We start from the raw sequence: 21,959 nt of genomic DNA on the forward strand, positions 1-21,959 counted from the left end.
TTTGTGTCGTACTCTCGTTTTGTGTTCGACTCGGATCTGTAGGAGCAGGGCTTGCCCGCGAAGCTTTTCAGGGCTGCCAACGCGGTGCCCGTTTCTGCACAAAGGCCAATGTCCCCTCGGCCCCTTCCTCTCCGGTCACCGCCTGTGCAAACCACTCGGCCGCCCGATCCAGCAAAGGCCCCAACGGCTGCTCATCGAGCAACAACGCCTTGGTCAGCGCATTCGCCCCCGGCGCGCAGCGCAGCACCTGGACGATCACTGTCTCCAGGCGTGTGTCCAGGGCCTGCTCGTCCGCCTCGACAAAATGCACCAGCCCCAAACGTCCGGCCTCATTCCCATCGAGCCGTGCCGCAGTCAGTGCCAATCGCCGTGCCTGGGTCAAACCGATCCGCCTTACCACGAACGGCGCAATCTGCGCCGGTAATACCCCCAGGCTGGTTTCCGGCAAGCCCAAGCCGGCGCTGCTCTGGGCGATGGCGATATCGCTGACACAAGCCAATCCCAAACCGCCACCCAGCACCGCCCCTTGCAGCACGGCGATCACCACCTGCGGGGCGCTCTGGGTTTCCTCCAGCAAGGCACCGAATGCCCGGTTCAACTCACGGCAGGCCTCCACACCCGCGTCCCGCGCCCGGGCCATATCCTGAAGATCGCCACCGGCACAGAAATGCCCGCCGGCGCCCCGCAACACCAGCACGCGAACGCTGTGATCAAGGCGCACGGCGGCGAGGGTCGCGCGCAGCTCGTCGACCATCTGCCGGTTCATCGCGTTACGGCTGTCCGGACGAGCAAGGGTGATCCGCAGCACGCCGCCTTCCAAAGCCAGGCGCAAGGTCCGGCACACCGGCAGGGCAATCACCGCTTTTTCCCCGGCAAGCTGCCCATCAACTTGCAGATGATCCCCAGCATGATCTCGTCGGCACCGCCGCCAATCGACACCAGGCGCATATCGCGATAGGCCCGGGCCACCGGGTTGTCCCACATAAAGCCCATGCCGCCCCAATATTGCAGGCAACTGTCGCTGACCTCGCGACCCAGGCGCCCGGCCTTGAGCTTGGCCATGGAGGCCAACCGGGTCACATCCTGCCCGTTGATGTACTGCTCGGTGGCCTGGTAGACCAGCGCCCGCAGCGCTTCAATCTCGGTCGACAGCTCCGCCAGGCGGAAGTGAATGACCTGGTTGTCGATCAGCGGTGCGCCGAAGGTCTGGCGCTCCTTGCAGTAGGCCAGGGTGCTGTCGACGCAATACTCCAGTCCCTTGATCATATTGGCCGCGCCGAACAGCCGTTCCTCCTGGAACTGCAACATCTGCATCATGAAACCCGCGCCTTCCTGGCCGATGCGGTTGCGCTGGGGCACCCGCACATTGTCGAAAAACACCTGGGCGGTTTCCGAACTGCGCATGCCGAGCTTGTCCAGGTGCGGGCTAAGGCTGATCCCGGGACTGTCCATCGGCACCATGATCAACGACTTGTTCAGATGCGGCTTGTCGTCCGAGGTATTGGCCAGCAGGCACATGAAGTCGGCGCAGGGCGAATTGGTGATCCACATCTTGCTGCCGTCGATCACATAGTCGTCGCCGTCCTTGCGCGCGCGGGTCTTGAGCCCGGCGACATCGGAGCCGGCACCGACCTCGGACACGCCGATGCAACCCACCTGTTCGCCACGGATCGCCGGAATAAGGAACTGCTCGCGCAGTTCATCGGAACCGAAGCGCGCCAGGGCCGGGGTGCACATATCGGTCTGCACGCCGATGGACATGGGAATCCCGCCGCAATGAATGGTGCCGAACTCCTCGGCGGCGACGATGGAATAGCTGTAGTCCAGGCCCAGGCCGCCGAAGGCTTGCGGCTTGGAGATACCGAGCAGGCCCAGCTCGCCGGCCTTGCGGAAAATCTCATGAATGGGAAAGCGTCCGGCTTTCTCCCACTCGTCGACATGGGGGTTGATATCGCGTTCGACGAACTGGCGCACGGTGCGCCGCAGGGCTTCATGTTCCTGGGTGAAGATCATTTCCTTGTTCTCCGTGATCGTTGATCAGAACCGCGCCACGCCAAAGCTATTGGGTTGTAGCTGACGAACCTCGGCTTCGTGGCAGATATCCAGCAAATAACCCAGCAGCGTGCGACTGTCCCGAGGGTCTATCAGGCCGTCGTCCCACAGGTTGGCCGTGCCATAGAGCGCGGTGGACTGGCTGTCGAGCTTCTGCGCGGTCATCTGTTCCAGCCCGTCGAGCATCTTGGTGTCGGGCTCCAGGCCGTCCTTGAGCTGCCGCGCCTCGGTGACGATGCGCAGCACCTTGCCGGCCTGGGCGCCGCCCATCACCGCCGTACGGCTGCCGGGCCAGGCGAAGATAAAACGCGGGTCCAGGCCGCGGCCGCACATGGCGTAGTTGCCGGCGCCATAGGAACCGCCGACCACCAGGGTCAATTTCGGCACCCGGGCGTTGGCCACCGCCTGGATCATCTTCGCCCCGTGCTTGATCACCCCCTGTTGCTCGGCCTCGGTGCCGACCATGAAGCCGGTGGTGTTATGCAGGAACACCAAGGGCGTGCGGCTCTGGTCGCAGAGCTGGATAAACTGCGCCGCCTTGCTCGCGCCCTTGGGCGTGATCGGGCCGTTATTGCCGATCAGGCCGCAGGGCCGGCCCTGGATCTGCAGATGGCCGCAGATTGTCTGGGTGTCGAACTCGGCCTTGAATTCGAGGAAGTTCGAGCCGTCGGCCAGGCGGGCGACGATCTCGCGCACGTCATAGGGTTTTTTCGGGTCGTCGGGGATCAGTCCGAGCAGCTCGTCGATGGGGTAGAGCGGTTCGGTCCAGGTCCTGGCGGCTGTGATCGGCAGTCGGTCGTTCCAGGGCAGTTGGGCGATGATTTCCCGGGCGATACGCACGCCGTCGGCATCGTTTTGCGCCAGGTATTCGGCGGTGCCGGCCACCTGGGCATGCATCTGCGCGCCGCCGAGTTCCTCGTCGGTCGCCACTTCACCGGTGGCCGCCTTGAGCAATGGGGGACCTGCGAGAAACAAGCGGGCCTTGCCACGGACCACCACCACATAATCCGAGAGCCCCGGTTGATAGGCGCCGCCCGCCGTCGCCGAGCCGTGGACCACGGTGATCTGTGGCAGGCCCATTGCCGACATCCGCGCTTGATTGGCGAAACTGCGCGCGCCTTCGACGAAAATCTCCGCCGCGTAGTTGAGGTTGGCCCCGCCGCTTTCGGCCAGGGTGATCACCGGCAGTTTGTTTTCCAGGGCAATCTGTTGCAGGCGCAGGGTCTTTTTCAGGCCGCTGGGGGAAATGGTCCCGCCCTTGATCGCGCTGTTGTTGACTACCACCAGCACGCGCACGCCGCAGACATGGCCGATACCGGCAATCAGGCCGCCACCGGCGAGGCTGCCATCCTTGTCGTCGTGCAACTTGTAGCCGGCGAGGCTGGCCAGTTCGAGAAACGGCGCGCCGGGGTCGAGCAGCAGGTTCAGGCGTTCCCGGGGCAGCAACTGACCCCGGCCGGTGAATTTCTCCCGCGCGCTTTCGGCCTTGTCCAGCAGGTTCTGTTCCAGTTGGCGGATCTGCCCGAGGCCGGCGAGCATGGCCTGGCGATGACGGGCGAAATCCTCGCCATGGTCATCGAGCCGGGATTCGATCACGGGCATGGGATTCTCCTGGGTGCTTGATCGAACAGGGATGCACAGGTCACGGTGACAGTCCTCAAGCCAGTTGATCGGCAATCTGTCGTGGCACGGGAATCTGGATTTCCAACAGTTGCTGGGCGAAGGCCTTGCCCTGGGGATCGATGCGCAAGCTGGCGATACCGCCGCCGCCCAGGGCGTTTTCCAGCAGAAAATTCAGGCTGTGGCTGCCGGGCAGGTACCAGCGTTCGACACGGCCATGGGTGGGGTCGAGGACATGGCCCATCCAGTCCACCACCACCGCCGGGGTCAAGGCCTCGGCGATCCACGGCAGATAGTCGGGGTGCCGCGCCATGACCCCGATATTGCTGTGATTGCCCTTGTCGCCAGAGCGCGCCACCGCCAGTTTCACCAGGGGCACATTGGCTTCGGCACGGCCCTGTGGCCTGGGCGGTTGCAGGTCTTCGGCAATGGTTTGCATGGCGCTCGAGGCGGGCAGGGCGACGGCATGCGCCTGGCCGTCGAGATGCACGCTCAATGTGCAGGCCTCTTTATCGATCAGGAAGGAAAACAGGCGGATCAGCGGGGATACCGTGGGGCGTCCGCCGAGGATCCCGCTCAGCCCCGGGGCCATGCCGGTGGCGGCCTGGGCGATCTCCCGGGAAAACAGCAGCAGGGCCTGGCGCTCGGGATGACGCACCGCCAGCTTGATCACCACCTCGCGGCTGTCCTGGCGGCGGCCATGGGGCCCGTAGGTGGCTTCGCTGCCGAGCAGTTCGCTGCTGACTTCGCTGTAGGGCGGCCAGCCGCGGGCGCCGAGCATTTCACTGGTCTTGTCGAGGATCGCCTGGCTGACCCGGCGGGCCTTGGCCACGGCGTCAATCCCGGCCATCAGGCAACTGGCGGTACAGCGGAATCCATCAGGATAGGTGGCGCAGACCTTGTATTGCGCGGTCGGTGGCAAGCCCCTGGCGCCGCTGACGCTGACGCGATTGACGGCCTGCTGCACAAGCCGGACCCGGGTGAAATCGCAAATGACATCCGGCAGCAGATAGGCCCTGGGATCGCCGATTTCGTAGAGCAGTTGCTCGCCCACGGTCAGCGGCGTCACCAGACCGCCGGAACCTTCAGGCTTGCTGACAACGAAGTGGCCGTCGGCGCTGACCTCGACGATGGGAAAACCGATGTGTTCGTAGTCCGGCACCTCGCGCCAATCGGTGAAGTTGCCGCCGGTACACTGCGCGCCGCACTCGATGATATGCCCGGCGAGGGCGGCCTGGGCCAGCTTGTCGTAGTCCTGCCAGGACCAGCCGAATTCATGCACCAGGGCGGCACTGACCAGCGCGCTGTCGACCACCCGCCCGGTGATCACCACATCCGCGCCCAGGCTTAGTGCATGGGCGATGCCCGGCGCGCCAAGGTAGGCGTTGGTCGACACACAGTGCGCGGGCAGCGCCGTGCCATTGAACATTTCCTGGATACCGCTCGCGGCCAGTTGCCCAAGCTGCGGTTGCAGGTCGTCGCCCAGCAGCACGGCAATCTTCAACGGTACTCCGGCGGTGTTGCAGGCCGCTTGCAGGGCCGCGGCGCAGGCCTGTGGATTGACCCCGCCGGCATTGCTGATCACGCGGATTTCCTGGCGGGCGATCTCGCCGAGCAAGGGCCGCAGGACCTCGACGAAGTCCGTCGCATAACCGGCGGCGGGGTCTTTCATCCGCGCCCCGGCCATGATCGACATCGTCACTTCCGCCAGATAGTCGAACACCAGGTAGTCCAGGCGCCCGCCTTCGACCAGTTGCGCCGCCGCGCTGCTGGTATCGCCCCAGAACGCACTGGCGCAACCGACACGAACCCTTGCCTTCATCAGAGCCGCCTCCGAAAATCCTTGGGCGAGACTACCAAGCAAGCGCTTGGTTTGTAAATCCCGCCGGTCCGTTCACCCCAAGCGCTTGCTTGGCTGTCCTGGTAGGCTTAAATTGCGCGCAACCTCCCGCCTGCGGTGGGTCGAGGGTGGGACGCCGTAGAGTCATGAGGAAAATGCCGTGAACGAGCAACAAGCCCAGCGTGTCATGCGCGAACTGGTCAGCGCCGGACAACTGACCGACCCGGACAGCGCCCGTGGCAAATTGCTGCAGACCGCGGCCCACCTGTTTCGCAGCCAGGGCTTCGACCGCACCACGGTGCGCGACCTGGCCAGTGCCATCGGCATCCAGTCCGGCAGCCTGTTCCATCACTTCAAAAGCAAGGACGAAATCCTGCGCGCGGTGATGGAGGAGACTATCGTCTACAACACGGCCCTGATGCGTGCGTCGCTGGCCGAAGCCGGCAGCCTGCGTGAACGGGTGCTGGCGTTGATCCGTTGTGAACTGCAGTCGATCATGGGCGGCACCGGTGAAGCCATGGCGGTGCTGGTCTATGAATGGCGCTCGTTGTCCGAGCAGGGGCAGGCCAAGGTCCTGGCCTTGCGCGATCTCTACGAGCAGATCTGGCTCCAGGTGCTGGGCGAAGCCCGCGATGCCGGCTATATCAAGGGTGATGTGTTCATCACCCGACGCTTCCTGACCGGCGCCTTGTCCTGGACCACCACCTGGTTTCGACCCCAGGGCAGCCTGACGCTGGACCAACTGGCCGAAGAGGCTTTGATGTTGATTCTCAAAGACTCGTGATGTTGCTGCGCAAGTCATTAATTAGCGGGCGGAAAGTTGTCTAAGTTGGGAAAACCGCCTAGTTTGATGCCACGATTTTTTTCCTGAGGTGTGTGCCTTTGAACGTCCTGCCTGTGCGCACGGTTTCCCGGATCCTGTTGTTGGCGCTCTCGGTGTTGGTGGTCTTGCCGGTTTCGGCGGCCCAACTGGTTCGTATCGGCGCCGCGCATTTCCCGCCCTACACCATCCGACCCGAGCAGGGCGCCGATACCGGCTTGTTGCCGCAGCTGGCCGAGGCCTTGAACAAGTTGCAGAGCGATTACCAGTTCACCCTGGTGCCGACCTCGATTCCGCGTCGTTTCGGTGATCTGCAGCAGGGCCGGACCGATATGGCGATCTTCGAGAATCCGGCCTGGGGCTGGAAGGATATTCCGCATACAGCGGTCGACATGGGGCTGGAGGACGCCGAAGTGTTTGTCGCCCAGCGTGAGCCGGGTCGCAACGAAAGCTACTTTGCCGACCTCAAGGGCAAGCGCCTGGCCCTGTTTAGCGGTTACCACTACGAGTTTGCCAGCTTCAACGCCGATCCCAAGTTCCTCGCCGACACCTACAACGCCACCCTGACGTACTCCCATGACGCCAATCTGCTGATGGTGCTGCGCGGGCGGGCCGATATCGCCCTGGTGACCCGCTCCTACCTGTCCGACTACCTGATCCGCAACCCGGATGTGGCCAAGGAGTTGCTGATCTCCGAGCGGATCGACCAGGTCTACCATCACTACGCGATCCTGCGTCCGCAAGCGCCCATCAGTGGCGAGGCGTTCGGCAAGCTGTTGCAGCGCCTACATGACAGTGGCGAGTTGCTGAAAATCTTCCAGCCTTATCGCATCACGGTGATGCCGGCCGCCTCTGCGGTGGCGGGCCAGTAGTCCCAGCTTAACGTCCTGCCAGGCTGTTGCCGCGGGTTCCCGAGACCTTGCGGCAATGCACCAGTGCATCGCGAATCATAAAGTTCACCAGGGTCGGTGAAACCCCCAACTCCTTGGCGATGTCCTTCTGCGGCACGCCGTGCAGCCGGTACATCTCGAACGCATAGCGGGTGCGCTGCGGCAACTCGCCGAGGGCATCGGCGATATTTTCCAGTGTGCGGAAATTGATGTGCGAGTTTTCCGGCGACGCACCCTGGACCACCACATTCAAGCCTTCCTCTTCCGGCCCCGAATACCTCAACTCCAGCGCCTGCTTGCGGTAGTGGTCGATGGCCAGGTTGCGCACGATCTGGAACAGGTAGCTCAACTGGGCCTTGAACGAGGAGGTGATCTGCGGCGCCGACTGCAGGCGGAAAAACGCGTCCTGCACCACGTCCTCGGCGCGAGAGCGGCAGCCGGTGATGCGCGCGGCAATCTTGACCAGGATCAGACGGTTGTCGACAAAGGCCTGCAGTAGCGGTGAGTCGCACTTGCTTGTGGGTACATGTTCCATCATGGAAATCACCTTGTAGCGAGTAGGTAGCGGGGCAGTGCCGTGAGAGGTGCCCGGCGTGGCGGACATAAAAGTAGGATGAATGATAATGATTGTCAAATGAGAAAAATAACTAATCATATTGTGTGCCGCTTGATACCTGCCTGTTCATTGTGCTCTGCCACCGGCCTTGCAGAGGGCGACCGGGACTAATTATTCCCTCGGGCCATCCGTTCTCATGGAGAACAGGCCGGGCACCCGCACGGTCCAGGATCGGTATCTTCGAGGAGGGCGACATGGTTTTCATCAAGGGTGGCTGGGCATGAACACCTCCCCCGGACTGCGACTGTTCTGCCTTCCTTACTCCGGTGCCAGCGCCACGTTCTACCACCGCTGGCGGCGCAAGCTGCCGCAGTGGCTGCAGGTCTCGCCGCTGGAGTTGCCGGGGCGCGGCATGCGCATGAACCAGCCGCTGCAAAGCGATATCAGGACCCTGGCCGGGCAGTTGGCCGAGGAGATCGCCGTTGATCTCGACCAGCCCTATGCCGTGTTCGGCCACAGCCTTGGCGGCCTGCTGGCGTTCGAGTTGCTGCACGTCCTGCACGAGCGTGGCTTGCCGCTGCCGTTGGCGCTGTTCGTTTCGGCGACCGCCGGGCCGGTGCGGCGCGATGTCAGCCAGTACGCCGTGGCGAAAACCGATGAACAACTGCTCGAGCGGCTGCGCGAACTCAAGGGCACGGCCGAGGAAACCCTGGCCAACCGCGACCTGATGCAGTTGATGCTGCCAATCCTGCGCGCCGACTTCCTGCTCTGCGGCAGTTTCAGCTACGGCCAGCGCGCGCCGCTGCCGCTGCCGATCCATGTGTTCGGCGGCAAGCAGGACAGTATCCGCGCCGATGAGCTGCTCGACTGGCAGGAAGAAACCGGCACCGGTTTCTCCCTGGATATGTTCGACGGTCATCACTTCTACCTGATCGATCAGGAAGCCGCGCTGCTGCGTTGCCTGCGGCGTTATGCCGACGAGCATCTGGCCCGCTGGCGTAATGGCACGCGGCGTCAGTTGGCCTGGGCGACGGGCTGACCCGGGGCTTTGCGCCTCACCTTTATTTTTCACGTCTCATATTCAATCGGCCTGCCCGTCTTCAAGACTCCGGGCCGGCCGACTTCAGGCAGGAATACCATGATGGATGCGTTCGACCTCCCCAGTACCCTGGCCCAGGCCCTTCAACGTCGCGCGGCGCAGACGCCGGAGCGGCTGGCCTTGCGCTTTCTCGCCGAGAACCAGGAGCAGGGCGCCGTGCTCAGTTACCGCGACCTGGACCTGCGGGCGCGGACCATTGCGGCAGCGTTGCAGACCCAGGCCGAGGTTGGGGACCGCGCGGTCCTGCTGTTTCCCAGCGGCCCGGATTACGTCGCGGCGTTCTTCGGTTGCCTCTACGCCGGGGTGATCGCGGTGCCGGCCTATCCGCCGGAATCCGCCCGTCGTCATCATCAGGAACGCCTGCTGTCGATTATTGCCGATGCCGAGCCACGCCTGGTCCTGACCCAGGAAGCCTTGCGCGAACCGTTGTTGCAGATGGATGAACTGTCCGCCGGCGACGCCCCGCGCCTGCTCTGTGTCGATCAGTTGGACAGCGCGCTGGCGGCTGACTGGATCCCGCCCGAACTGCATGCCGACGGCATCGCCTTCCTGCAATACACCTCGGGTTCCACCGCGTTTCCCAAGGGCGTGCAGGTCAGCCACGGCAATCTGATGGCCAACGAACTACTGATCCGTCGCGGTTTCGGTATCGATCTCAATCCTGATGACGTGATCGTCAGCTGGCTGCCGCTTTACCACGACATGGGCCTGATCGGCGGGCTGCTGCAACCGATTTTCAGCGGCGTGCCCTGTGTGCTGATGTCCCCGGCCTATTTCCTCGCTCGCCCATTGCGCTGGCTGGAAGCGATCAGCGAATACGGCGGCACCATCAGCGGCGGCCCGGACTTCGCCTATCGGCTGTGCAGCGAGCGGGTCAGCGACAGCGCGCTGGCGCGCCTGGACCTGAGAAGCTGGCGGGTGGCCTATTCCGGTTCCGAGCCGATTCGCCTCGACACCCTGGAGCGTTTCGCCGAGCAATTCGAGCCTTGCGGTTTCAGCGCCGATGCCTGGTTCGCCTCCTATGGCCTGGCGGAAGCCACTTTGTTCGTTGCCGGTGGCCAGCGTGGCCGGGGGATTCCCGCCCTGCGCCTGGACGATGCGGCCCTGGCGCAGAATCGCGCGCAACCGGGCGACGGCAACGCGGTGATGAGTTGCGGCACCGGCCAGCCCGGGCATGCCGTGCAGGTGGTCGAACCGAACACTCTGCACGTGTTGGCCGACAATCAGGTCGGTGAGGTCTGGGCCACCGGGCCGAGTATTGCCCGGGGTTACTGGCGCAATCCCGAAGCCTCGGCCAAGACCTTTGTCGAGCACGCCGGGGCGACCTGGCTACGCACCGGCGACCTGGGTTTCCTGCGCGACGGTGAGCTTTACATCACCGGGCGCCTGAAGGACATGCTGATCGTGCGTGGTCACAACCTGTATCCCCAGGACATCGAAAAGACCATCGAGCGGGAAGTGGAGGTGGTGCGCAAAGGCCGGGTCGCGGCGTTTGCGGTCACCGAACGGGGCGAGGAGGGCATCGGCATCGCCGCCGAGATCAGCCGCAGCGTGCGCAAGACCCTGCCGCCAGAAGCCCTGATCAAGGCGATCCGCCAGGCCGTGGCCGAGGCCTATCAACAAGCGCCGAGCGTGGTGGTGCTGCTCAATCCCGGGGCTTTGCCGAAAACTTCCAGCGGCAAGTTGCAACGTTCGGCCTGCCGCAGCCGTCTGGCCGATGGCAGCCTCGACGCCTATGCCGTATTCCCGGATCGCGCGGTAAACGCGGAATCGGGTGTGGCAGCGGCGGCGGATAACGCTGGCAATGCACTGCAAGCCCTGATCGGCCGAATCTGGTCCGAGCTGTTGCAGGTTACGCAAGTCGCCAGCGACGATCATTTCTTCCTGTTGGGCGGCAACTCGATCCTGGCGACCCAGGTGGTGGCCCGCCTGCGCGAGGCGTTGGGTATCGAACTGAACCTGCGCCTGTTGTTCGAAGCGCCGACCCTCGGCGACTTCAGCGCACAAGTGGCGCGCTTGCAGCAGGACGGCGGCCTGGCCCAGGGCGCGATTGCCGTGCTGTCGCGAAACCAGGACCTGCCGCAATCCCTGGCCCAGAACCGCTTGTGGTTCCTCTGGCAACTGGACCCGCAGAGCAGCGCCTATACGATTCCCGGTGCCCTGCGCCTGCGGGGTGAGCTGGATGAAGCAGCGCTGCGCAGCGGCTTCCAGCAATTGATCGACCGTCACGAATCCCTGCGCACGCGGTTCCTCGAACGCGACGGTCAGGCCCTGCAACGGATCGAGGCCAAGGTCACCTTCGAATTGCAATGCATCGACCTCGGCGACTTGCCCGCCGACGCCCGTGAAGCCCGCGCCCGGCAAATCCGCGAGGACGAAGCGCGCACTCGATTCGATCTGGAAAACGGCCCGTTGCTGTGGGTGACATTGGTGCGCCTGGGCGACCAGGAACATCAGTTGCTGGTGACGATGCACCACATCATCGCCGACGGCTGGTCGCTGAATATCCTGATGGACGAGTTCGCCAGGCTTTACGCCGCGGCGACCCAAGGCCAGGTCGCGGAGCTGGCGCCACTGTCCCTGCAGTACGCCGACTACGCCGGCTGGCAGCGCCAATGGCTGGCCCAGGGCGAAGGCCAGCGGCAGCTGGATTACTGGAAAGCCCGCCTGGGCGGCGACGAACTGCCGACCCTGAGCCTGGCCACCGACCACCCGCGCTCGGCGCAAAAACACCACAGCGCCGAACGCTTGACCCTGCGCCTGGACAAGACGCTGGGCGAGGCCGTGCGCCAGACCGCCCAGGCCTTCGAGTCGACGCCGTTCATGCTGTTGTTGTCGGTGTTCCAGGGCCTGCTGCACCGCTACAGCGGCCAGCAGGACATTCGCATCGGCGTGCCCGGCGCCAACCGTCCGCGCCTGGAAACCCAGGGGCTGATCGGCTTCTTTATCAACACCCTGGTGCTGCGGGTCGAGCTGGATGGGCGCCTGCCATTCAATGAGCTGCTGGCCCGTACCCGTCAGGCCACGTTGGAGGCCCAGGCAAATCAGGATCTGCCATTCGAACAACTGCTCGAAGCCTTTCCGCAGGCGCGCGAGCAGGGGCTGTTCCAGGTCCTGTTCAACCACCAGCAACGCGACCTCGGGGCCTTGCGCCGCTTGCCCGGCCTGCTGGCCGACGAGCTGCCCTGGCACAGCCGCGAGGCCAAGTTCGACCTGCAATTGCACAGTGAGGAAGACCGCAGCGGGCGCCTGAGCCTGTCCTTCGACTACGCCGACGAGTTGTTCGACGCGCCGACCATCGAGCGCCTGGCCGGACATTTCGTCAGCCTGCTGCGTGAAGTCTGCGCCCAACCGCAACGGGCTATTGCTGATGTGCAACTGCTGGATAACACCGAACAGGCACGGCAGATCGAATGGGGCGCGGCGGCCTGTGCCCCGGCCCGGCAATGGTTGCCGGAACTGCTGGAGCAACAGGCCCGACTGACCCCGGAACGCATCGCCCTGCAATGGGAGGGCGGCAGTCTCGACTTCGCCAGCCTGCACACCCAGGCCAATCGCCTGGCCCACTACCTGCGGGACAAGGGCGTCGGCCCGGACGTGCGGGTGGCCATCGCCGTCGAGCGCTCGCCGCAACTGCTGATCGGCCTGCTCGCCATTATCAAGGCCGGCGGCGCCTATGTGCCGCTGGACCCGGACTACCCGGCCGAGCGCCTGGCCTACATGCTCGCCGACAGCGGCGTCGAACTGCTGCTGACCCAGAGTCATCTGCTCGACAGCTTGCCGGTGGCCCCCGGCGTCAGCGCCATCGCCCTCGACCTGCTCAAGCTCGACACCTGGCCGAGCCAGGCACCGGGCCTGCACCTGGAAGGCGAGCACCTCGCCTATGTGATCTACACCTCCGGCTCCACCGGCCAGCCCAAGGGGGTCGGTAACACCCACGCGGCCCTGGCCGAGCGCCTGCAATGGATGCAGGCGACCTACGCGCTGGATGACAGCGATGTGTTGATGCAGAAGGCGCCGATCAGCTTCGACGTGTCGGTCTGGGAATGCTTCTGGCCGCTGATCAGCGGCTGCCGCCTGGTGCTTGCCGGCCCTGGCGAACACCGTGACCCCCAGCGTATCGCGCAATTGGTGCAGACCTACGGTGTGACCACGCTGCATTTCGTCCCGGCGCTGCTGCAACTCTTCGTTCATGAGCCGCAGGTGCCCGCTTGCGGCAGTTTGCGGCGGCTGTTTTCCGGTGGCGAAGCCTTGTCCGCCGAGCTGCGCGACCGGACCCTGGAGGCTTTGCCGAATGTGCGTTTGCACAACCGCTACGGCCCGACCGAAACCGCGATCAACGTGACCCACTGGCACTGCCAGGTCACGGACGGCGAACGTTCGCCCATCGGCCGGCCGCTGGGCAACGTGATTGCCCGGGTCCTCGATGCCGACCTCAACCCACTGCCCGCCGGTGTTCCCGGGGAGCTGTGCATCGGCGGTATCGGCCTGGCCCGGGGTTACCTGGGGCGGCCGGGGCTGACGGCCGAGCGTTTTGTCGCCGATCCGCTGGGAGAGGCGGGCGCGCGTCTTTACCGTACCGGCGACCGGGTGCGCTGGAATGCCGAGGGCGTGCTGGAATACCTCGGTCGTCTCGACCAGCAGGCCAAGCTGCGTGGCTTCCGTCTGGAACCGCAGGAAATCGAAGCGCGGCTGCTGGCCCAAGAAGAGGTGGCCCAGGCCGTGGTATTGGTACGCGAAACCGCGGCCGGTGCGCAGTTGATCGGCTACTACACCAGCCCCGCCAGCGCCGAGTCCGAAGCGCAGCAGAGCGAACGCCTCAAGAGCGTACTGGCCGCCGAGCTGCCGGACTATATGGTGCCCTCGCAACTGGTGCGCCTCGACGCCATGCCCCTGAGCCCCAGCGGCAAGCTGGATCGCCAGGCCTTGCCGGAACCGCAATGGCAGGTGCGCGAGCATCTGGAGCCGCAAAGTGCGCTGGAGCAGCAGATCGCCGCGATCTGGCGCGAAGTGCTCGGCCAGCCGCGTATCGGCCTGCGGGACGACTTCTTTGCCCTGGGCGGCCATTCGTTGTTGGCCACCCGGATCATTTCCCGCACCCGCCAGGCCTGCGATGTCGAGCTGCCGCTACGGGTGCTGTTCGAAGCCAGCGAACTGGGGGCCTTTGCCGAACAGATCCGGCTGATCCAGGGGGCCGGTCGGCGTAATCTGCAAACCGCGATCCAGCCGGTCGACCGCAGCCGGCCGGTGCCCTTGTCCTATTCCCAGCAGCGCATGTGGTTCCTCTGGCAGATGGAACCGGACAGCCCGGCCTACAACGTCGGCGGCATGGCGCGCTTCAGCGGTGTGTTCGACCTGGGCTGTTTCGAGGCGGCGTTGCAGGCGTTGATCCTGCGCCACGAAACCCTGCGCACCACCTTCCCGAGCGTAGATGGCGTGGCCTGCCAGCGGGTTGCTGCCGAGACCGGTCTGAGCCTGGCCCTGAAGGACTTCTCCGCCTTCGACCCCGTCACCCGCGAGCAGCGTCTGCGGCAACTGGCGGACAGCGAGGCGCACCAGCCATTCGACCTGGAAACCGGACCCTTGCTGCGCGCCTGCCTGGTCAAGGCCGGGGAACAGGAGCATTACTTCGTCCTGACCCTGCACCATATCGTCACCGAAGGCTGGGCGATGGATATCTTCGCCCGGGAACTGAGCGCGCTCTATGAAGCCTTTGTCGAAGGCCGCGAATCGCCGTTGGCGCCGCTGGCCGTGCAATACCTGGACTACAGCGCCTGGCAGCGCGAATGGCTGGAGTCCGGCGAGCGCCAGCGCCAGCTGGATTACTGGACCGCGCAACTGGGCAACGAACACCCGTTGCTCGAACTGCCCGGCGACCGTCCGCGGCCGCCGGTGCAAAGCCACCATGGCGAGCTGTACCGCTTCGACCTCGACGATGCCCTGGCCGCGCGGGTTCGTACCTTCAATGCCGAGCACGGCCTGACCCTGTTCATGACCATGACCGCCGCCCTGGCCGTGCTGCTCTATCGCTACAGCGGCCAGGGCGACCTGCGCATCGGCGCGCCGGTGGCCAACCGGATCCGTCCGGAAAGCGAAGGCCTGATCGGCGCCTTCCTCAATACCCAGGTGCTGCGTTGCCAGCTCGACGGCCAGATGCGCGTCGGCGAGCTGTTCGAGCAGGTCCGGCATACCGTGATCGAAGGCCAGTCCCATCAGGACCTGCCGTTCGACCAGTTGGTCGAAGCCCTGCAACCGCCCCGCAGCGCGGCCTACAACCCGCTGTTCCAGGTGATGTGCAATGTGCAGCGCTGGGAGTTCCAGCAAAGCCGGCGCCTGGGCGAGATGGCCGTGGAATACCTGGTCAACGATGCGCGGGCGACCAAGTTCGACCTCAATCTGGAAGTCACCGACCTCGACCAGCGCCTGGGTTGCTGCCTGACCTACAGCACCGATCTGTTCGACGAGCCGCGTATTGCCCGTATGGCCGGGCACTGGCGCAACCTGCTGCGGGCCTTGTTGGAGGATCCGCAACAACGCCTCTGCGAGCTGCCGCTGTTGCAGGCCGAGGAGCAACAGGCGTTGCATGACAGCCTGGGCAACGAGGCCGGCGAACAGCGCCTGGACCAGTGCATCCAGGGCCTGTTCGGCCAGCAGGTCCTGGCCCGTCCGGACTCTCCGGCGCTGACCTTTGCCGGCGAGACCCTGAGCTACGGCGAACTCGACCGCCGCGCCAATCGCCTGGCCTGGCGCCTGCGCGAGCAGGGCGTCGGCCCGCAGGTGCGGGTCGGGCTGGCGCTGGAGCGCTCGCTGGACCTGGTGGTCGGCCTGCTGGCGATTCTCAAGGCCGGCGGCGCCTATGTGCCGCTGGACCCGGAATACCCGCTGGACCGCCTGCATTACATGATCGAAGACAGCAGCGTCGGTTTGCTGCTGAGCCACACCGCGTTGCTCGACGCCCTCGGACCGCTGCCGATCGGTGTGGCAAGCTGGTGCCTGGAACAAGATGCTACGGCCCTGGCCGACTATCCCGCCACCGAACTACCGTTTATCAATCTGCCGCAGCACCAGGCGTACCTGATCTACACCTCCGGCTCCACCGGCAAACCCAAGGGCGTGGTGGTATCCCACGGCGAAATCGCCATGCATTGCCAGGCGGTGATCCGGCGTTTCGAGATGCGTCCCGACGATTGCGAACTGCATTTCTATTCGATCAACTTCGATGCCGCCACCGAACGCCTGCTGGTGCCGCTGCTCAGCGGTGCCCGAGTGGTACTGCGGGCCCAGGGACAATGGGATGCCGAGCAGATCTGCCAACTGATCGACGAACAGCGGGTCAATGTCCTCGGCTTTACTCCCAGCTATGGCAGCCAGTTGGCCCAATGGCTGGCGACCCAGGAGCGGACCTTGCCGGTGCGCCTGTGCATCACCGGCGGCGAAGCCCTGACCGGCGAGCACCTGCAGCGGATTCGCGCGGCCTTCAAGCCACAACTGTTCTTCAATGCCTACGGCCCGACGGAAACCGTGGTCATGCCCCTGGCCAGTCTCGCTCCCGAGCAGTTGGAGGAGGGTGCCGCCAGCGTGCCGATTGGCCGCGTGGTCGGGGCGCGTGTGGCGTTTATCCTCGATGAGGACCTGGCATTGCTGCCACAAGGCGCTACCGGTGAGCTGTATGTCGGCGGCGCGGGCCTGGCCCAGGGTTACCATGCGCGTCCCGGCATGACCTCCGAGCGTTTTGTCGCCGATCCGTTCTCGGCCGATGGCGGACGCCTGTACCGCACCGGTGACCGGGTCCGGCAGCTGGCCGACGGCCAGGTCGAGTACCTGGGCCGGGTCGACCATCAGGTGAAGATTCGCGGTTTCCGCATCGAACTGGGGGAAATCGAAAACCGTCTGCTGGAACATCCGGCGATTCGCGAGGCGGTGGTCCTCGCCCTGGAAATGCCGGGCGGCCGGCAACTGGCGGCGTATCTGACCAGCGACGTGGTCGAGCAGGGCGAGACCGAACAGGCTGCCTTGCGTGAAGCCCTCAAACTGCATCTCAAGCGCCAACTGCCGGACTATATGGTCCCCGCGCACCTGATCCTGCTGGAACAGATGCCGCTGACCGGCAACGGCAAACTGGATCGCCGCGCCTTGCCGGCACCGGACCCGGAGCTCAACCGCCAGCACTATGTGGCGCCAGGCAACGAACTGGAGCAGTCCCTGGCGGCTATCTGGAGCGAAGTGCTGAACCTCTCGCCAGTGGGTCTGTACGATAACTTCTTCGAACTGGGCGGCGACTCGATCCTGTCGATCCAGGTGGTCAGCCGGGCGCGGGCGCAGGGGATTCATTTCAGCCCCCGCGACCTGTTCCAGCACCAGACCGTGCAAAGCCTGGCGGCGGCGGCCACCCGCAGCGAGCGGATCGTCGCCGAACAAGGCCTGCTCAGCGGCGCCTCGGGCCTGACACCGATCCAGCACTGGTTCTTCGACAATGAAATTGCCGAACGCCAGCACTGGAACCAGGCGGTCTTGCTGGCGCCGACCCGTGTCCTCGAACCCCATGCCCTGGAACAGGCGCTGCTGATCCTGCTGGAGCACCATGACGCGTTGCGCTTGAGCTTTACCCGCCCCCACGGCCAATGGCTGGCGGAGTACGCGGTACCAAAGGACGTCAGTGTGTTGCAGCAGGTCCGTGTCATGGATTGGGCGCAGTGCACCGAGCTGTACAGCGAAGCCCAGCGCAGCCTCGACCTGCAACAGGGACCGCTGCTGCGGGCCTTGCTGGTGGACGGGCCGCAGGGTGAACAACGCCTGCTGCTGGCCATTCATCACCTGGTGGTGGATGGCGTTTCCTGGCGCATCCTGCTGGACGATCTGCAAACGGCGTATGCCCAATTGATCGAAGGCCAGGCTTTGCAACTGCCGACCAAGACCAGTGCCTTGCGCGACTGGGCGGTGCGCTTGCGGGCCTATGCCGGCAGTGAATCGCTGCGCGAAGAGATGACCCTCTGGCAGGCGCAACTGGCTGGACCTGGGAGCGAACTGCCGGGCACGAACCGCCGGGGCGGGTTGCAGAACCGTCATGGGCAAACCCTCAGCGTGCGCCTGCCGGCGGCGCGCACCCGGGCCTTGTTGCAACAGGCTCCGGCGGCCTATCGCACCCAGGTCAACGACCTGCTGCTGACCGCCTTGGCGCGGGTGATCTGCCGCTGGACCGGCAGCGACTCGGCGCTGATCCAGCTCGAAGGCCATGGCCGCGAAACCCTGTTCGACGAAATCGACCTGACCCGCAGCGTGGGCTGGTTCACCAGTGCCTACCCGGTGCGCCTGACCCCGTGCCTGATCGAAGAGGCCTCTGGGCAGGGCGCCTCGATCAAGGCTATCAAGGAGCAATTGCGCGGCGTGCCGCACAAGGGCCTGGGTTATGGCGTGCTGCGCTATCTGGCCGATCCGGCGCATCGCACGGCGATGGCGGCCTTGCCGCAGGCGGCGATCACCTTCAACTACCTGGGGCAGTTCGACCAGAGCTTTGGCGATGAGGCGCTGTTCCGGCCGCTGGACGAATCGGCGGGGCAAGCCCATTCGCCGGACGCACCGCTGCCCAACGAATTGAGTATCGACAGCCAGGTGTATGGCGGTGAGCTGGTCCTGCGCTGGACCTTCAGCCGCGAACGCCTCGCCCCACAGACCGTCGCCGAGCTGGCCCAGGCCTACCTGGGCGAACTGGACAGCCTGATCGAACATTGCCTGAAAGACGGCAACGGCGGCCTGACCCCGTCGGACTTCCCCCTGGCGCGCCTGACCCAGCCGCAGCTCGATGCGCTGCCGGTGCCGGCCGCGCGGATCGAGGACGTCTACCCGCTGACGCCGATGCAGGAAGGCCTGCTGCTGCACACCTTGCTGGAACCGGGTACCGGCCTCTATTACATGCAGGACCGCTACCGCATCGACAGCGAACTGGACCCGCGGCGCTTCGCCGAGGCCTGGCAGCAGGTGATCGCCCGTCACGAAGCCCTGCGCGCGTCCTTCTGCTGGAACGTCGGCGAGGACATGTTGCAGGTTATCCACAAGCCGGGCAGCACGCCTTTCGAATACCTGGACTGGAGCCTTGAAGCCGAGGCCGGCCATGAGCCGCGTCTGCAAGCCTTGCTCGAAAGCGAGCGCGAAGCCGGTTTCGATCTGCTCCGTGAGGCGCCGTTCCACCTGCGTCTGATCAAGGTCGGCGCGGCGCGCTACTGGTTCATGATGAGCAACCACCATATCCTCATCGATGCCTGGTGCCGCTCGTTGCTGATGGACGATTTCTTTGAAATCTACATGGCCATGGGCGAGGGCCGTGAGGCGCAATTGGTGCAGCCGCCGCGCTACCGCGACTATATCGGCTGGCTGCAACGCCAGGACCTGGTGCAGGCCCGGCAGTGGTGGAAACACAACCTGCAAGGTTTCGAGCGGGCCACCCATATTCCGAGTGACCGGCCGTTCCTGCGCGAGCATGCGGGGGCTACTGGCGGGATGCGGGTAGGGGATTGCCATACCCGTCTCGATGTCCGCGATGGCGCACGTCTGCGGGAGTTGGCCCAGCAGCATCAGCTGACCGTGAACACCTTTGCCCAGGCGGCCTGGGCTTTGGTCCTGCGTCGTTTCAGCGGTGATCGCGACGTGCTGTTCGGTGTGACCGTGGCCGGTCGTCCGGTGGATATGCCGCAGATGCAACGCACCGTTGGCCTGTTTATCAACAGCATCGCGCTGCGGGTGAAACTGCCCCGGGACGGCGTGACCTGCCGTGTGCGTGATTGGTTGAGCGGCTTGCTGGCGCACAATATGGAACTGCGCGAGTACGAATACCTGCCGTTGGTGAATATCCAGGAACACAGCGAGCTGCCCAAGGGCCAGCCGTTGTTCGACAGCCTGTTCGTGTTCGAGAACGCCCCGGTGCAGGTCTCGGTACTCGACCATGCGCAGAGCTTCAATGCCACTTCGGATTCGGGTCGGACCCACACCAACTTCCCGCTGACGGCGGTTTGTTATCCGGGCGATGACCTCGGGCTGCACCTGTCCTACGACCGGCGTTATTTCGAGGAGGCCAGCATCGAGCGTCTGCTTGCTGAGTTCAAGCGCCTGTTGCTGGCCTTGATGGACGGTTTGCACGGCGATATGGCCGACTTGCCGCTGCTGGCTGAAGAGGAGCGGGAATTTCTGTTGCACGGCTGCAACCAGAGCGAACGGGCCTATCCGTTGGAGCAGAGTTATGTGGCGCTGTTCGAGGCACGGGTCGAGGAACATCCGCAACGGATCGTGGCGAGCTGCCGGGATCAACAGCAAAGTTACGAACAACTGAACCTGGCGGCCAACCGACTGGGCCATGCACTGGTTCAAGCCGGTGTCGGTCTCGATCAGCCCGTGGCGCTGCTGGCCGAACGGGGCCTGGAGCTGCTGGGCATGATCGTCGGCAGCTTCAAGGCCGGCGCCGGCTACCTGCCGCTGGACCCGGGTCTGCCGGGCCAGCGCCTGAGCCGGATTGTCGAATTGAGCCGCACGCCGTTGCTGGTCTGCACCCGGGATTGCCTGGAGCGGGCGCGGGCCTTGCTGGCGGAGTTCGCCGAGCCGCTGCGACCGAAGCTGCTGGTCTGGGAAGACGTCCAGGAAGGGGGATATGCGTCGTCCAACCCGGGTATCCACAGCGCCCCGGATAATCTGGCCTACGTGATCTACACCTCCGGCTCCACCGGCCTGCCCAAGGGCGTGATGGTGGAGCAGCGCGGCATGCTCAACAACCAGTTGAGCAAGGTGCCGTACCTGCAACTGAGCGAGGCGGATGTGATTGCCCAGACGGCCTCGCAAAGCTTCGATATCTCTGTCTGGCAGTTCCTGGCGGCGCCGTTGTTCGGCGCGCGGGTGGCTATCGTGCCGAATGCCCTGGCCCATGATCCGCAAGCTTTGCTGGAGCATGTCCGGGAGCAGGGCATCAGTGTGCTGGAAAGCGTGCCGTCGCTGATCCAGGGCATGCTCGCCCTCGACCCGGTCAGCCTTGGCGGCCTGCGCTGGTTGCTGCCGACCGGCGAGGCGATGCCGCCCGAGCTGGCCCATCAGTGGTTGCAACGCTATCCACAGGTCGGGTTGGTGAATGCCTATGGTCCGGCCGAGTGCTCGGATGATGTGGCGTTTTTCCGGGTCGACGAGGCCTCGACGCGGGGCAGCTACCTGCCGATCGGCCTGCCGACCGACAACAACCGTCTGTACCTGCTCGACGGTGCCGATGAACTGGTGCCGCCGGGGGCGGTGGGCGAGTTGTGCGTGGCCGGGATCGGGGTCGGTCGCGGTTATGTCAGCGATCCGTTGCGCACCGCGCAGGTGTTTGTGCCGCATCCATTCGGTGGGCCGGGTGAGCGTCTGTATCGCACCGGTGACCTGGCACGGCGCCGTGTCGATGGGGTGCTGGAGTATGTCGGGCGGATCGACCATCAGGTGAAGATCCGCGGTTATCGGATCGAACTGGGGGAAATCGAGGCGCGCCTGCATGAACAGCCGGAGGTCCGCGAGGCGGCGGTCGGGGTTCAGGAGGGGGTCAACGGCAAGCACCTGGTGGGTTACCTGGTGGCGACGGATTCGGTCTTGGGTGTGAACGAACGACTGGAGCGGATCCGCCAGCGCCTGCGGGCCGAGTTGCCGGAGTACATGGTGCCGTTGCACTGGTTGTGGCTGGACGCGCTGCCGTTGAACGCCAATGGCAAGCTTGATCGCAAGGCCTTGCCGGTCCTGGAGATCGGCCAGTTGGCCTGCCAGTACTACCTGGCTCCACGCAATGAACTGGAGCAGATTCTGGCCGGGGTCTGGGCCGAAGTGCTGAAGGTCGAGCAGGTCGGTGTTCGCGACAACTTCTTCGAACTGGGCGGGCATTCGTTGCTGGCCACGCAGATCGCTTCACGGGTGCAGAAGGTCCTGCAGCGCAATGTGCCGCTGCGGGCAATGTTCGAGTGCGGCACGGTGGAGGCGTTGGCGGTTTATATCGACGGGCTGGAAGCCAATGGGATCAGCGAAGAGAAAGTCGACCGCCTGAGTGACCTGATGGCGGAGCTGGAAGGGTTGTAAGGGGGCCGGAG

9 protein-coding genes are annotated in these 21,959 nt (G+C 64.8%); 4 read left to right on the plus strand and 5 right to left on the minus strand.

Translation table 11 applies throughout. The features are described 5' to 3' along the window. Positions 1 to 67: 67 nt before the first annotated feature. Genes M5C56_RS20185 through M5C56_RS20200 form a run of 4 tightly spaced genes read right to left on the minus strand, consistent with a single transcriptional unit; the run spans position 68 to position 5,494 of the window. Positions 68 to 859 carry an enoyl-CoA hydratase-related protein gene (locus tag M5C56_RS20185; protein WP_103499694.1) on the minus strand — a complete coding sequence of 264 codons (792 nt, stop codon included), beginning with the start codon at positions 857 to 859 and terminating at the stop codon, positions 68 to 70. Beyond that, positions 856 to 2,013 carry a citronellyl-CoA dehydrogenase gene (gene atuD / locus M5C56_RS20190; protein WP_103499695.1) on the minus strand — a complete coding sequence of 386 codons (1,158 nt, stop codon included), beginning with the start codon at positions 2,011 to 2,013 and terminating at the stop codon, positions 856 to 858. Before atuD ends, M5C56_RS20185 begins: the two co-directional genes overlap by 4 nt. A 24-nt stretch (positions 2,014 to 2,037) precedes the next feature. Beyond that, positions 2,038 to 3,654, minus strand: a complete 1,617-nt coding sequence (atuC, locus tag M5C56_RS20195; RefSeq protein ID WP_103499696.1) for a geranyl-CoA carboxylase subunit beta — start codon at positions 3,652 to 3,654, stop codon at positions 2,038 to 2,040. 55 nt (positions 3,655 to 3,709) lie between these two features. Next, positions 3,710 to 5,494: an acyclic terpene utilization AtuA family protein gene (locus tag M5C56_RS20200; protein ID WP_103499697.1), complete on the minus strand. Its 1,785-nt coding sequence runs from the start codon at positions 5,492 to 5,494 to the stop codon at positions 3,710 to 3,712. A 178-nt stretch (positions 5,495 to 5,672) separates the two neighbouring features. Here M5C56_RS20200 and M5C56_RS20205 point away from each other — a divergent pair, with 178 nt between their 5' ends. Both M5C56_RS20205 and M5C56_RS20210 read left to right on the plus strand, forming a co-directional pair. Then, entirely contained in the window at positions 5,673 to 6,296 is a 624-nt protein-coding gene (locus M5C56_RS20205) for a TetR/AcrR family transcriptional regulator (RefSeq protein ID WP_103499698.1), read from the plus strand. Positions 6,297 to 6,394: 98 nt separating this feature from the next. Then, complete coding sequence (locus M5C56_RS20210; RefSeq protein WP_103499699.1) at positions 6,395 to 7,204, plus strand: transporter substrate-binding domain-containing protein; 810 nt, start codon at positions 6,395 to 6,397, stop codon at positions 7,202 to 7,204. Positions 7,205 to 7,211: 7 nt separating this feature from the next. Here the strand turns inward: M5C56_RS20210 and M5C56_RS20215 are convergent, their stop codons facing one another. After that, positions 7,212 to 7,760 carry an RNA polymerase factor sigma-70 gene (locus M5C56_RS20215; protein ID WP_103499700.1) on the minus strand — a complete coding sequence of 183 codons (549 nt, stop codon included), beginning with the start codon at positions 7,758 to 7,760 and terminating at the stop codon, positions 7,212 to 7,214. A gap of 298 nt (positions 7,761 to 8,058) precedes the next feature. On the opposite strand from M5C56_RS20215, the gene M5C56_RS20220 reads away from it, so the two are divergent. Continuing rightward, a complete protein-coding gene (locus tag M5C56_RS20220; protein ID WP_103499701.1) occupies positions 8,059 to 8,817 on the plus strand; it encodes an alpha/beta fold hydrolase in 759 nt (252 codons plus the stop codon). 99 nt (positions 8,818 to 8,916) lie between these two features. After that, on the plus strand, positions 8,917 to 21,948 hold the full coding sequence (locus M5C56_RS20225) for a non-ribosomal peptide synthetase (RefSeq protein ID WP_247263287.1): 13,032 nt from the start codon (positions 8,917 to 8,919) through the stop codon (positions 21,946 to 21,948). Positions 21,949 to 21,959: the final 11 nt, after the last annotated feature.

The sequence above is a fragment of the Pseudomonas sp. MWU13-2862 genome, from assembly GCF_023242495.1.
Taxonomy (GTDB): domain Bacteria; phylum Pseudomonadota; class Gammaproteobacteria; order Pseudomonadales; family Pseudomonadaceae; genus Aquipseudomonas; species Aquipseudomonas gingeri_D.